The organism is Synechococcus sp. A10-1-5-1 (assembly GCF_023115425.1).
In the GTDB taxonomy this organism is placed as follows: domain Bacteria; phylum Cyanobacteriota; class Cyanobacteriia; order PCC-6307; family Cyanobiaceae; genus Vulcanococcus.
In genome coordinates this window covers 1502687-1515147 of record NZ_CP096032.1, presented here as the reverse complement: position 1 = coordinate 1515147, position 12461 = coordinate 1502687, and the positions used below count along the sequence as shown (strand labels likewise).

Sequence of the window (12461 nt, the reverse complement as noted above, 5' to 3'; positions counted from 1 at the left end):
GCCAAATCCCTTAGCCCGAGGCCCGAGTCAGCAACCAGCTCGCGGTCTGCAGGTAGATGAACACCCCCGCCACATCGGTTGCAGTGGCAATAAAGGGGGCCGACATGAGAGCGGGATCCAAGCCGAGGCTGTTGAACAACAGCGGTAGGGCCGCTCCAGCCGTAGCCGCCAAGGTGGTGATCGCCACGAGGCTGATCCCAGCCGCCGAAGCCACCAGCCAGTTGCCACCGCTCACATAGGCCGTCCAGGGCACGACCACCAGCACCATCAACAGTCCCAGAAGGGCCCCTGCGATCGCCTCACGGCCAATGGCCAGGGCTGGCCCCAGGCTCTGGATGCGCTGGGTGCTCAAACCGCGAATCACCACCGTTGAACTCTGGGCACCGACGTTGCCACCGGTGCCAATCAACAAAGGAATGAAGGCCGCCAAAACAACCACCTGCTTCAGCACCTCGTCCATTGAGGCAATGACCGCCGCGGTGCCGCTATTGGCGATCAACAGGACCAACAACCACAACACCCTGCGCCTGGCCACGCTGAAGAGGTTGCTCTGGAAGTAGTCGTCCTCGTCACCGGCCTGCACCGCACCGGCGGCGTAAAGGTCACGGGTGGCCTCCTGCTGGATCACGTCGATCACGTCATCGACGGTGACGATCCCCACCAGACGCTCCTCACGATCGACAACGGGGACCGCCAAGAAGTCGTAGCGCTGAATCACCCTTGCCACCTCTTCCTGGTCGGTGTCCGTGCCGACGCTGACCACCTCCCTGGTCATCACGTCCCCCACCCGCTGCTCCGGATCAGCGACCACCAGATCTCTCAACGAGAGGATCCCTGTGAGGTGGCGTGAGGCATCCGTCACGTAGAGCGCATAGATCGTCTCGGTGTCCCGGGCGCGGCGCCGAACGATCGTCAGCGCCTGGGCCACGCTGTGGAACTCCTTGAGATCGATGAACTCGGTTGTCATCAACCGGCCAGCCGTCTCTGGCTCGTAACCGAGCAACTGGGCCGTAACCCGGCGTTCCGCAGGGCTGAGTTCCGCCAGAAGACGACGCACAACCTTCGCGGGCAGCTCATCAAAAAGATCCACCCGGTCATCGGGGGACATCTCTTCAACCAGCTCGAGCACTTCGCTGGAGCGCAACCGCTCCAGCAAGGTCTGCTGCACCGTGGGTTCGAGGTACTCGTAGACGGCGATCGCTTCGTCTTTGGGAAGCAATCGAAAAGCCAAGGCCTGAAGCGTGCGCGGCAGGCCGCCGATCGCTTCCGCTATGTCCACCTCTTGAACGGGCTGCAGCAGCAGCTTCACCGCGTCGTAGTTGCCAGCCTCCAGCAGCCCGCGCAGCTCCTGAACAAAAACCTCAGGATTCGTCGTCGCCGCAGACGCCTCGCTCATGGCCCCCCAGCTGCGACACGCCGAGTTTATGGGGAAGGGCCGCTAGGGTCCCGACTCCTCAATACCAATTCCATGGCCATCAGCGTCAACGATGTTGTGGTGACCAACGGCAGTGGCGAGCAGCAGCGTCTCGGCGACCTCAACGGTCAGGTCGTCCTGGCCGTCAACGTGGCCAGCCGTTGCGGTTTCACCCGCCAGTACGCCGGCCTGCAGGCCCTGCAAGAGGCCTACGGCAGCCAGGGTTTCAGCGTGATCGCCTTCCCATGCAATGACTTCGGCGCCCAGGAGCCTGGAAGCCTCGAGGAGATCAAGCAGTTCTGCTCGACCAGCTACGGCGTGACCTTCCCCGTCTACGCCAAGGTGGCCATCGGCGATGCCCCCTTCAGCACCTTGACCCAGGCAGAACCTGCCGGTGCTGTGGCCTGGAACTTCGAGAAGTTCCTGATCGGCAAGGACGGCACCGTGCTCAAACGCTTCAAGAGCAACGTGGAGCCCGACTCCGCTGAGCTCAAGGGAGCCATCGAAGCAGCCCTCGCCTAGGCGTCAAAGACGCGGCGGCTGATCTGAAAACCAGCCGCCGCGCTTGCCACTCCCAACAACAAGCTGACAACGATCAACAGCAGCCCGAGCAGGGGTTGACCAGCGTTGAGCAGCTTGACCACATCCAACATCCAGCTGCTGAAAGTGGTCAGGCAGCCGCAGAAACCAATCCCCAAGAGCAACAGCAGGCTCGGACGCCGTGGAATCGGCCCAGCTAAAAACCCCAAGAGCAGCGAACCAATCAGGTTCACCAGTAGGTCTGAGACGGCACTTCCACCCAGCACCGGGCCCAAGTGAACACCGCTCTGCCAACGCAACCAAGCGCCAGGCACCGCGCCGCAGGCCACAAAGACCAACTCCTTCAGGGCAAAGCGCAATTGCCGATCAGCCAACGCTCGCCATCCCCGCTAACACCGCCAGGACCCCAGCCACCACAGAGCCAAGGGCCAACAACGTCACCTCTCGGAAGAGACCGGCGCGGAGAGCCTGCAGCACTTCGACACTGAAGGTCGAGAACGTGCTGAGGCTGCCCAAAAAGCCTGTGCCCAGCAGTAGACCAAGACGTTGATCAGACCCACACTGACGCGCCAGCACGGCGACCAAACCCAGGGCAAAACAGGCAATGATGTTGACCGCGAAGGTCGCCCAGTGCTTTCGGGGCAACATCGGCTTGAGGTGATTCACCACGCGAAAGCGAAGCCAGGCACCAGGCACAGCTCCGATCGCAACCAAAAGAGCGTCGCGCATCCGCGTTAAGCGGCAGCCATCCAGCCGCGGCGGGAAGCCACCTTCACCTGGATCCAGCGTTCACCACGCAGATTGCGCCAAGTCCGTAGAACCTGGATCGGAGAATCCGCCGGAATCTGGGCGAGCACGGGTGCTTCACGCTCCGGGGCTACTTGGAGGCAGCCCTTGGCGCTGCTGAGCAAAGGCTCACTGGGGCAGCGGCGACGAATCTCGGCTTGCCGGCGATCGCCTCCTCCAGCCGGGAGAGCGACCGGTGCAAACAAGGCAAAAGCCAAAATGGCGCCCCAACGCAGGCTGGCGTACGGCTGGGCCGCCATCAGATGTCGAGCTGGGCCAGATCCAACTCGGCGCTGTGGGTTTCGATGAACTCACGGCGAGGAGCCACCTTGTCACCCATCAGGATCGTGAAGATGCGATCGGCTTCGGCCGCATCTGCAATCTCGACGCGCTTCATCATGCGTGTCGTGGGATCCATGGTGGTCTCCCACAGCTGGGTAGGCATCATTTCACCCAATCCCTTGAATCGCTGGATGGTGTAATTCGCCTTTTCACCAAATCCTTCGATCGTGCTCTTCAGATCGCCTTCGTTATAGCAATACGTGTGGTTTTTACCGCGCTCAACCTTATAAAGCGGAGGACACGCGATGTAGATGTAACCACCTTCAACAAGAGACTTTTGATAGCGATAGAAGAAGGTGAGAAGCAGCGTTCGAATGTGGGCACCATCCACATCAGCATCAGTCATGATGACGATGCGGTGGTAACGGAGATTTTTTTCGTCGAATTCTTCCCCTTTGATACCCAAACCCAAGGCAGTGATTAGGGCCTGAATCTCAGTGTTCTTGTAGATCTTGGAGTCATCCGTCTTTTCGATGTTGAGGATCTTGCCCCGCAACGGAAGAATGGCTTGAAAGCGGCGATCTCGCCCTTGCTTGGCCGAACCGCCTGCGGAATCACCCTCAACGATGTAGATCTCAGACTCGCCGGGATCACGGGAAGAGCAATCAGCCAACTTGCCCGGCAGGGTCGAACTTTCGAGAACGCTCTTACGGCGAACCAGCTCACGGGCCCGCCGAGCCGCCTCAGCGGCATTGAAGGCCTGAATCGCTTTCTCGAGAATCAGATCAATCACAGAAGGATTGAACTCGAGGTATTCACCCAGGGCCTCACCAACCAGCGAGTCAACGATGCCGCGAACCTCGGTATTACCAAGCTTTGTCTTGGTCTGTCCTTCAAATTCAGGCTCGGGAACCTTGACCGAAAGAACAGCGGTCAAACCCTCGCGAATGTTTTCACCCGCGAGGTTGGAGTCTGAGTCTTTGCGCTTGCCACGCTTCTTGGCAAAGGTATTAAGGGTCCGGGTCAGAACGGTCTTCAGACCCTCAATGTGAGTACCGCCGTCAACGGTACGGATGTTGTTAGCAAATCCGAGGATACTATCTGAGTAGGCATCAACGCACCACTGCAGTGCGGCCTCTATCTGTACACCATCTTTTTCTGAATTAACATAAATGATGTCAGGATGCAGAGCATCCTTTTCTGCATTCATGTAGGCGACATATTCCTTGATTCCGCCTTCGTAGTGATAAGTCTCTTCGCGAGCCTCGCCCTCTTCACTGCGCGCCGCCGGACGCTCATCGCGAAAGACGATCTTGACTCCGCCATTGAGGTAAGCGAGCTCCCTTAAACGGGCCGACAGGGTGTTGTAGTCAAAATCAATCCCGACGGTGAAGATTTCCAGATCCGGCTTGAAACGCACCGTCGTTCCGGTGCGGCTGGCATCCGCCGCAGCCTCAATCGCCAATGTGCCAATCGGTGCACCCCTCTCAAAGCGTTGGCGGTGTTCCTTGCCCTGGCGATAAACGACAACCTCGACCCACTCAGAAAGGGCATTCACCACGGAGACACCAACCCCGTGCAGACCACCCGAGACCTTGTAGCCGCCGGCTCCAAACTTGCCGCCGGCATGCAGAACTGTCAGGACAGTTTCGAGTGCACTCTTTCCCGTTTTCGGGTGGACGTCAGTCGGAATGCCTCGACCGTTGTCACTGACTGAGCAGCTCCCGTCCTCTTCAATCGCAACCCGGATCTCATTGCAATGCCCTGCCAGGGCTTCGTCAACGGAGTTATCCACCACCTCATAGACAAGGTGGTGCAAGCCCCTCGGCCCAGTAGAGCCGATGTACATGCCCGGGCGCTTGCGGACCGGCTCCAAGCCCTCCAAGACCTGGATCTGCTCGGCGCCGTAGGCAGCCTGAACTTTCGTGGCTTCGCTCATGGAATCCGGCAGGGGCTGCATCTCTCCCGCAGGAGGCTCGACAAGGGCAAAAAGCCGAGCAGAAACCAGCCTTTGAGGGTCAATCTACCACCGATGCAATAGAGGCGCTTACAGAGGTCGCTCAGAGGCGATTTCAGCAAGGGGGGCACCCCTCTTTTTGCCAACAACCCGGCAAAGTGCGGTGATGAGTCCATCCAGTCAGCCCCTCGTTGTGGTCTTGATGGGGCCAACAGCCAGCGGCAAAACCGCCCTTGCCATTGAGATCGCCAAGGCCCTTGATCTCGCGGTTTTGTCTGTCGATTCCAGGCAGCTCTACAAGGACATGAGCATCGGCACGGCGAAACCGACAGCCGAGCAACGGGCCGCCGTTCGCCATGAGTTGTTGGACCTTCGGCCCCCCGATCAGCCGATCAATTTGCAGGAATTCCGCCAGGAAGCCGATCAAGCCATTGCTGCGGAACACCGGCGGCGCGGGGTGGCCTTCCTCGTTGGCGGCAGCGGCCTCTACATCAAGGCCATCACCCAGGGGATGACTCCACCGGCGGTGCCCCCACAACCTCGATTACGTGCGGACCTGGAGGCGCTGGGCCAAGGCCAGTGCTACGCCCTCCTGCGCCAGGCGGATCCGAGTGCGGCTGAGCGCATCATGGCCAACGATGCCGTGCGAACCCAGCGCGCACTTGAGGTTCTCTACGCAACCGGCCGGCCCCTCAGCCAGCAACAGGGCTCGAATCCCCCTCCCTGGCGCGTCCTGGAACTCGGGCTCAACCCCAGCAACCTCAAGCAACGCATTGCCCAGCGCAGCCAGACTCTTTACAGCGATGGCTTAGTGGCCGAAACGCAAGGGCTGCAGCAGCGCTACGGAGTGGACTGTCCTTTGCTGGACACCATCGGCTACGCAGAAGCGGCGGCCCTGCTGAGGGGTGAGCTGAACGAGCAACAGGCCATCGAACAGACCACCAAACGCACCCAGCAGTTCGCCAAGCGGCAACGGACCTGGTTTCGCCGTCAACATCAGCCCCTCTGGCTGGATGCACCAGGCCAAGAGGGCAATCCCTTAGAGCGGGCCTTGTCGGCGATCGAGCACGTCCTAGGGTGAACGGTGAACAGCAACTGTTTTTCCGTCCTCTCGCCCGTCTGAATGCCACCCCGTCCTCGTTTTGACCGCCGTGCTCCTGTTCGGGAGCTCCCCAACATCAACGACCGCATCAATTACCCCCAGCTCCGGGTGGTCGATGCCGACGGCAGTCAGCTGGGAGTGATCTCAAGGGAAGAGGCTCTCGACGTCGCCAAGGACCGCGAGTTGGACCTCGTGCTCGTGAGTGAGAAGGCTGACCCACCGGTCTGCCGGATCATGGACTACGGCAAGTTCAAATTCGAGCAGGAAAAGAAGGCCAAGGAAGCCAAGAAAAAGTCGCACCAGACCGAAGTCAAAGAGGTCAAGATGCGCTACAAGATCGACCAGCACGACTACGACGTGCGGCTCGGTCAGGCCTCTCGCTTCCTGAAAGCAGGCGACAAGGTCAAGTGCACTGTGATCTTCCGCGGACGCGAGATCCAGCACACCGCCTTGGCTGAACAGCTCCTGCGCCGCATGGCGAAAGACCTCGAGGAAAAAGCTGAAATTCAGCAGGATCCCAAGCGCGAAGGCCGGAACATGATCATGTTCCTGAGTCCCCGTAAAACCCCGCTGGCCAAGGAGAAAGAGGCCGAGGCCGCAGCCAGCAAAGCGGTGCGCACGATCGAGACGCCCCGTCAAGCCGCTGCCAAGGCCGAGGGCTAAAGCGCCTCAGCAAAGAGTTCCAGCATCAGACTCCATCCCGAGGCCGCAGCCTCAGGGTGGAAGTCTGTCCTGGCCTCACACATGTATCCGTGACCGGCCCCAGTCACCACAACCAAGCGATGGCGCGCCCCGCTCGAATCGGCTGCGTGCAGGGCTCGATCAATGGCTTGCAATTCCTCAGCGGGCATCAGGGGGTCTTGATCGCCGCAGAAACACCAGATCCGCCCTGGGATCTGCGGAAGGACCGAAAGGGTCGCCGCGTCAGGTGACCCCGGCTTGAAGCAGGACACTCGGGCTCCATAGAAGTCACAGGTCGCCTCAATCACTGGGTTCGTCGCCGCCAACATCGCCAGGTGGCCGCCAAAGCAGAAACCAACGCACCCCAGCCGCAGGGACGGATGGGCCTGCTGGAGCCAATCCACGGCTGCTTGAACATCTGCCAAGAGCTGCGAAGCCGTCACCTGATCCCGGTGTTCCCGGCCGGCGGCCAACCCGGCCTCGTCGTAGCCGACCTGCAAATCAGGAGCCGTGCGCGAGAAGGTGCTGAGGGCTAAGGCCGCGTAGCCCTCTTGCGCCAGCCGCTCCGCCACGCTGCGAACCCAGCTGTTCACACCAAAGACTTCAGGCAGAACCAGCACAGCTCCCCGAGGCCGCTCTGGCAGCACCCACCAGGCCGGCATGGTGGTCGCTGTCACACCCACTGCAGAGGGAACGGAGAGCTGAACCCAGCTGGCCTGGATGGTCATCGCATTGGAGGGGTTGGGAACCGGCACACCGTTTTATGCCAACAACGCAATTGTCACCGGGAACAAAGATCCGTAAGGTGGCCCGAACAGCTTGTGCCACTCGGGCGTGCGGTTCCACATTCAGCAGGACAGCGATATCCCGGCCTCGAGCCAGCTGTACAACCAGATTTGCTTTGCGATTGCCGCGCGGCACTTCCCGCCCGGCCATCGACTGCCCAGTACGCGCCAGCTGGCGATGCAGACCGGGCTGCATCGCAACACGATCAGCAAGGTCTACCGCCAGCTGGAGAACGACGGCGTGGTGGAAGCCATGGCCGGTTCTGGCATCTACGTGCGGGATCAACAAAACCCTCGGGAAATCAAGCCACCACCGGGACCCCGCGGGCGGCACCTGCCTGACATCGACCGCGAGGTCCGGCAGAGCGTGGATGGCCTACTGAATGCCGGCTGCACTCTGCAGCAGGCCCGCGAGCTCCTGACCCGTGAAATCGACTGGCGGCTGCGCTGCGGCGCCCGGGTGCTGGTCAGCACCCCGCGGGAGGACATCGGCGCCTCCATGTTGATCTCCGAGGAGCTCACCCCCCACCTGGATGCACCCGTCGAAGTGGTTCCCATGGAGGAACTGGAGGCCGTGCTGGAGAACTCCAGTAACGGCACCGTGGTCACCAGCCGTTACTTCCTCCAACCCGTTGAGGAGATTGCCAAGCGCCATGGTGTGCGCGCCGTGCCGGTTGACCTGAACGACTTCCGCCACGAGCTCGACCTACTGAAGGATCTGCGAGCCGGCAGCTGCGTGGGACTCGTCAGCATCAGCCCAGGCATCCTGCGGGCCGCAGAAGTGATCCTGCACAGCATGCGGGGCAACGAACTGCTGTTGATGACCGCCACCCCGGATGTCAGCAGCCGACTACTGGCCCTGCTGCGGGCGTCCAGCCATGTGCTCTGCGATCGCCCCAGCCTGCCGTTGGTGGAACAAAGCCTGCGCCAAAACCGATCGCAGCTGATGCGGATGCCCCAAGTCCACTGCGCCCAGAGCTATCTGGGGACAGCGACGATTGATCAGCTCCGCAAGGAAATCGGACTACTCACTGGCTAAGCGCAGACTTCAGGGAGAAATCAACACTCAAATTCTTGGCTGACGCTGCAGCCACGATCTGATTCACAAGCGGATGAAGAGATTCGAACTCTCGACCCTCTCCTTGGCAAGGAGATGCTCTACCACTGAGCTACATCCGCAATCGCCGCGGCTCAACCGCCGGCCAAGAGATCATGCATGACCGAGGGCCCCTCGGTCAAACTCTTGCTCAGCAAGATGGAACGATGCTGAACGCGCTACGAGCCGACCTGGCGATCATCAAGGAACGGGATCCGGCGGCACGTGGCACGTTGGAGATGCTGTTCTGCTATCCAGGGCTGCATGCCCTGACCTTGCACCGCCTCAGTCACCGACTCTGGGGGGTGGCTCCACTTCCGGCACGCCTACTTAGCCAACTGGGCCGCTGGCTGACCGGCATCGAGATTCACCCTGGAGCCCGGATCGGCCGTGGGGTCTTCATTGACCACGGCATGGGTGTCGTGATCGGCGAGACGGCCGTGGTGGGCAACAACTGCCTGCTCTACCAAGGAGTCACCCTCGGAGGCACCGGCAAGGCCCATGGGAAGCGCCACCCTTCCCTCGCGGAGAACGTCGTGGTCGGCGCCGGAGCCAAGGTCCTTGGCGCCATCGAGGTGGGAGCCAACACACGTATCGGAGCTGGATCGGTCGTCCTACGCGATGTCGCACCGGACAGCACCGTGGTGGGCGTTCCAGGACGGGTGGTCCACCAAAGCGGGGTTCGCGTCAATCCCCTGGCGCACTCAGCCCTTCCCGACGCAGAGGCTGGGGTGATCCGCAACCTGATGGAACGGATCGATGCTCTGGAAACGGAGCTCACCCGCGCGCAGGACTGCCTGCGGAGCTTGGCCGCGGGCAAGCCGCTGGAGGAGCCCTGCGCGGCTGCCGCCGCACAGAACCTCAAGGACCGCGAGATCCTGGAGTTCCTGGGGGACAACCCAGGAACCACCAATTGATTAAGCCGAGGCCTCAGCGCCAGAGGGAGCGGGCTGGAACATGAACATCGAATAGATGACGTTGCGGCGCATGCCCGTCATCATCTCGAGGAACATGTCATAGCCCTCGTTTTTGTACTCAATCAGCGGGTCCTTCTGGCCGATGGCCCTTAGACCCACCGACTCGCGCAGGGCATCCATGGCCTGCAGATGTTCACGCCAGAGGGTGTCAATCTGCTGAAGGATGAAGAAGCGCTCAGCCTCACGCATCAGGCCCGGGCGCTGCTGCTCAACCTGGCCCTCTTTGATGTCGTAAGCGTTGCGGAGCTGTTCCTGCAAGAAAGCCTTGAGCTCATCAACCGATAGGCCACTGAGCTGCTCAGGCTTCAGATCTTCCAGGAGATAAACGAACTCCTTGACCTTGGCCACCAGGCGACCCAGATCCCATTCCTCGGGCGGCAGATCGGGGTTCACATAGGCATCAACGATGTCCTGCATGGTGCGCTCGCCATAGCCCACCACCTGTTGCTTCAGTTCACGACCTTCCAAGACGCGACGGCGCTCGGCATACACAGCTTTGCGCTGGTTATTCATCACCTCGTCATATTCAAAAACCTGCTTCCGAATGTCGTAGTAGTAGGTCTCAACCTTTTTCTGAGCCCCTTCAAGCGAACGAGTCAGCATGCCGGATTCGATCGGCATGTCCTCCTCGACGCGGAAAGCATTCATCAGGCCAGCGACGCGATCACCGCCAAAGATGCGCAGCAGGTTGTCTTCCAGAGACAGGAAGAAACGGGTGCTGCCGGGGTCTCCCTGACGACCAGCCCGGCCCCGCAGCTGGTTATCGACCCGGCGGGATTCATGCCGTTCGGTGCCGATGACGTGCAAACCACCGGCTTCGCGCACCACCGAATCCTCTGATTTGGTCACTACCTCGAATTCGGTGCGCACCCGCTTAATCAGCTCGCGCAACTGCAGGATTTGGGCGTCATCCGTTGGGGCCTTTTCGGCAGCCTGGGCAATACGGTCCTCGAGCTCCAGCACGCTGAGCTGGCGATCCCCCCAGGCTTTGACCAGATCGTGGGCCAAGCCAGAGAGGGCCTGATCGGTGCCCTCAGTGAGGGTGCAGGGATAGAGGGTGCCAATGGCCTTCGCTTCCGAAGGGGCCTTGGCGGATTCAGCTGCCGAGGCAGCACCAAAACCAGGGGCAGCCTCGGGAGCGCGCTGCAGGGGAACCGGAGGCTTGTGGCCGTCTTCCGGACGCACCAGACGTGGCAGAAGAACCTCACGCAGCTTCAGGCGTGACATGTAGTCGGCGTTGCCGCCGAGGATGATGTCGGTGCCGCGGCCCGCCATGTTCGTGGCAATCGTGACGGCCCCGGTGCGACCGGCCTGGGCCACGATTTCAGCCTCACGCTCGACGTTCTCCGGCTTGGCGTTCAGCAGGTTGTGGGGAATCTGCTGCTCGGCCAGCAAGGTGCTGAGCAGTTCGGACTTCTCGACGCTGGTCGTGCCCACCAAAACCGGCCGGCCCTGCTTGTGCACCTCGGCGGTCTCCAGTGCCACCGCACGCCACTTGGCGTTTTCGTTCTTGTAGACCTGATCCGTCCAGTCCTGGCGCGCCCGGGTGCGGTTGGTGGGAACGATCGTGACCTCGAGCTTGTAGGTCTTCTCGAACTCCACCTCTTCGGTTTTGGCGGTACCGGTCATACCCGCCAAGCGGGGATAGAGCAGGAAGAAGTTCTGGTAAGTGATCGAAGCGAGGGTTTGAGTCTCGGGCTGAATTGGCAGTCCTTCCTTGGCCTCAATCGCCTGGTGTTGACCATCGCTCCAACGGCGCCCTGGCATGACGCGGCCGGTGAACTCATCAACGATCACGGCGTCATCGCCGCGGACGATGTAGTTCACATCTTTGACGAACATCTCCTTGGCCTTCAGGGCGTTGTTGATGTAGTGCGCCCAGGGGTCCTGGGGATCAAACAGATCGGCGACGCCGAGGAGTTGCTCCGCCTTGGCGTAACCCTCATCGGTCAACGTGCAGCTGCGCTGCTTCTCGTCGACTTCGTAATCGCCTTCGGGGTCGATGCCGTCCTTGCCCATCTCCGCAGCCCGCACCAACTGGGCCGCAACATCAGAAGCCTTCTGATACTTCTCCTGCGGGCGCTCCACCTGACCCGAAATGATCAACGGAGTCCGGGCTTCATCGATCAGGATCGAGTCCACCTCGTCGATCACGCAGTAGTGGAAGTCCCGCTGCACCACCTCGGCGATGTCATTCGCCATGTTGTCGCGCAGGTAATCGAAGCCCAGCTCTGAGTTGGTGGCATAGGTGATATCGCAGCCGTAGTTCAAGCGGCGGCTGGAGGGATCCATGTCCTGCTGGATCAAACCCACCGACAGCCCCAGGAAGCGATGGACTTGACCCATCCACTCGGCATCCCGGCGGGCCAGGTAATCGTTGACGGTGACCACGTGAACGCCGCGGCCCGTTAAAGCGTTGAGATAGCTGGGCAGGGTGGAGACGAGGGTCTTGCCCTCGCCGGTTTTCATCTCGGCGATCTGGCCGTCGTGCAGGATCATCCCGCCCAGCAGCTGCACATCGAAGTGGCGCATGCCGAGCACGCGTTTGCCGGCTTCGCGGACCACAGCGAAGGCCTGGGGCAAGAGCTCATCCAGAAGCTTTCGCTCGCGATCGAGGGTCGCTTCGCGGCTGAAGCCCCGCTTCTGGCAGTCGTCCTGCAGGCTGCTGAGCTTCTGACGGAATTCCGCCGTGAGACCGCGCAGCTCGTCGTCCGAGAGGGGGGCGACCTCCTCCTCGAGCAGATTGATGTCGGAAACAATCGGCTGGTAGCGCTTCAGCTTGCGGGCATTGGGGTCACCCAGCAGCAGCTTGAGCATGGAGAGAGCCGATTTGAGCTCCGG

General features: G+C 61.1%; 12 protein-coding genes and 1 tRNA gene. 5 read left to right on the top strand and 8 right to left on the bottom strand.

The window, feature by feature from the left end:
* Window positions 1-10 precede the first annotated feature (10 nt).
* A complete protein-coding gene (gene mgtE / locus MY494_RS08125; protein ID WP_247909745.1) occupies window positions 11-1396 on the bottom strand; it encodes a magnesium transporter in 1386 nt (461 codons plus the stop codon).
* Between the two features lie 72 nt (window positions 1397-1468).
* On the opposite strand from mgtE, the gene MY494_RS08120 reads away from it, so the two are divergent.
* On the top strand, window positions 1469-1936 hold the full coding sequence (locus MY494_RS08120) for a glutathione peroxidase (RefSeq protein WP_247909744.1): 468 nt from the start codon (window positions 1469-1471) through the stop codon (window positions 1934-1936).
* Here MY494_RS08120 and MY494_RS08115 read toward each other — a convergent pair.
* The 4 genes from MY494_RS08115 to gyrB are packed head-to-tail and all read right to left on the bottom strand — an operon-like array spanning window position 1933 to window position 4961.
* Window positions 1933-2328, bottom strand: a complete 396-nt coding sequence (locus tag MY494_RS08115; protein ID WP_247909743.1) for a CrcB family protein — start codon at window positions 2326-2328, stop codon at window positions 1933-1935. The two genes, MY494_RS08120 and MY494_RS08115, sit on opposite strands and share 4 nt — an antisense overlap.
* On the bottom strand, window positions 2321-2683 hold the full coding sequence (gene crcB, locus MY494_RS08110; protein WP_247909740.1) for a fluoride efflux transporter CrcB: 363 nt from the start codon (window positions 2681-2683) through the stop codon (window positions 2321-2323). Before crcB ends, MY494_RS08115 begins: the two co-directional genes overlap by 8 nt.
* Before the next feature lie 5 nt (window positions 2684-2688).
* Entirely contained in the window at window positions 2689-3000 is a 312-nt protein-coding gene (locus tag MY494_RS08105) for an SH3 domain-containing protein (RefSeq protein WP_247909738.1), read from the bottom strand.
* Window positions 3000-4961 carry a DNA topoisomerase (ATP-hydrolyzing) subunit B gene (gene gyrB / locus MY494_RS08100; protein WP_247909737.1) on the bottom strand — a complete coding sequence of 654 codons (1962 nt, stop codon included), beginning with the start codon at window positions 4959-4961 and terminating at the stop codon, window positions 3000-3002. The genes MY494_RS08105 and gyrB overlap by 1 nt, the downstream gene beginning before the upstream one ends.
* A gap of 157 nt (window positions 4962-5118) precedes the next feature.
* Between gyrB and miaA the strand changes: the two genes are divergently transcribed.
* Window positions 5119-6060, top strand: a complete 942-nt coding sequence (miaA, locus tag MY494_RS08095) for a tRNA (adenosine(37)-N6)-dimethylallyltransferase MiaA (protein WP_371820575.1) — start codon at window positions 5119-5121, stop codon at window positions 6058-6060.
* Between the two features lie 42 nt (window positions 6061-6102).
* Window positions 6103-6744 carry a translation initiation factor IF-3 gene (infC, locus tag MY494_RS08090; protein WP_185186520.1) on the top strand — a complete coding sequence of 214 codons (642 nt, stop codon included), beginning with the start codon at window positions 6103-6105 and terminating at the stop codon, window positions 6742-6744.
* Here the strand turns inward: infC and MY494_RS08085 are convergent.
* Window positions 6741-7517: a dienelactone hydrolase family protein gene (locus tag MY494_RS08085; RefSeq protein ID WP_247909734.1), complete on the bottom strand. Its 777-nt coding sequence runs from the start codon at window positions 7515-7517 to the stop codon at window positions 6741-6743. The genes infC and MY494_RS08085 overlap by 4 nt on opposite strands.
* A 79-nt stretch (window positions 7518-7596) precedes the next feature.
* Between MY494_RS08085 and MY494_RS08080 the strand changes: the two genes are divergently transcribed.
* On the top strand, window positions 7597-8586 hold the full coding sequence (locus tag MY494_RS08080; protein ID WP_247909733.1) for a GntR family transcriptional regulator: 990 nt from the start codon (window positions 7597-7599) through the stop codon (window positions 8584-8586).
* 68 nt (window positions 8587-8654) lie between these two features.
* Here the strand turns inward: MY494_RS08080 and MY494_RS08075 are convergent.
* Window positions 8655-8726, bottom strand: a tRNA-Gly gene (locus MY494_RS08075).
* An 84-nt stretch (window positions 8727-8810) separates the two neighbouring features.
* Here MY494_RS08075 and cysE point away from each other — a divergent pair.
* Window positions 8811-9560 carry a serine O-acetyltransferase gene (gene cysE / locus MY494_RS08070; protein ID WP_247909732.1) on the top strand — a complete coding sequence of 250 codons (750 nt, stop codon included), beginning with the start codon at window positions 8811-8813 and terminating at the stop codon, window positions 9558-9560.
* Here cysE and secA read toward each other — a convergent pair whose 3' ends face one another.
* Window positions 9561-12437 (bottom strand): preprotein translocase subunit SecA, encoded by a 2877-nt coding sequence (gene secA / locus MY494_RS08065; RefSeq protein ID WP_247909730.1) that lies wholly within the window; start codon window positions 12435-12437, stop codon window positions 9561-9563.
* Between the last annotated feature and the right edge of the window lie 24 nt (window positions 12438-12461).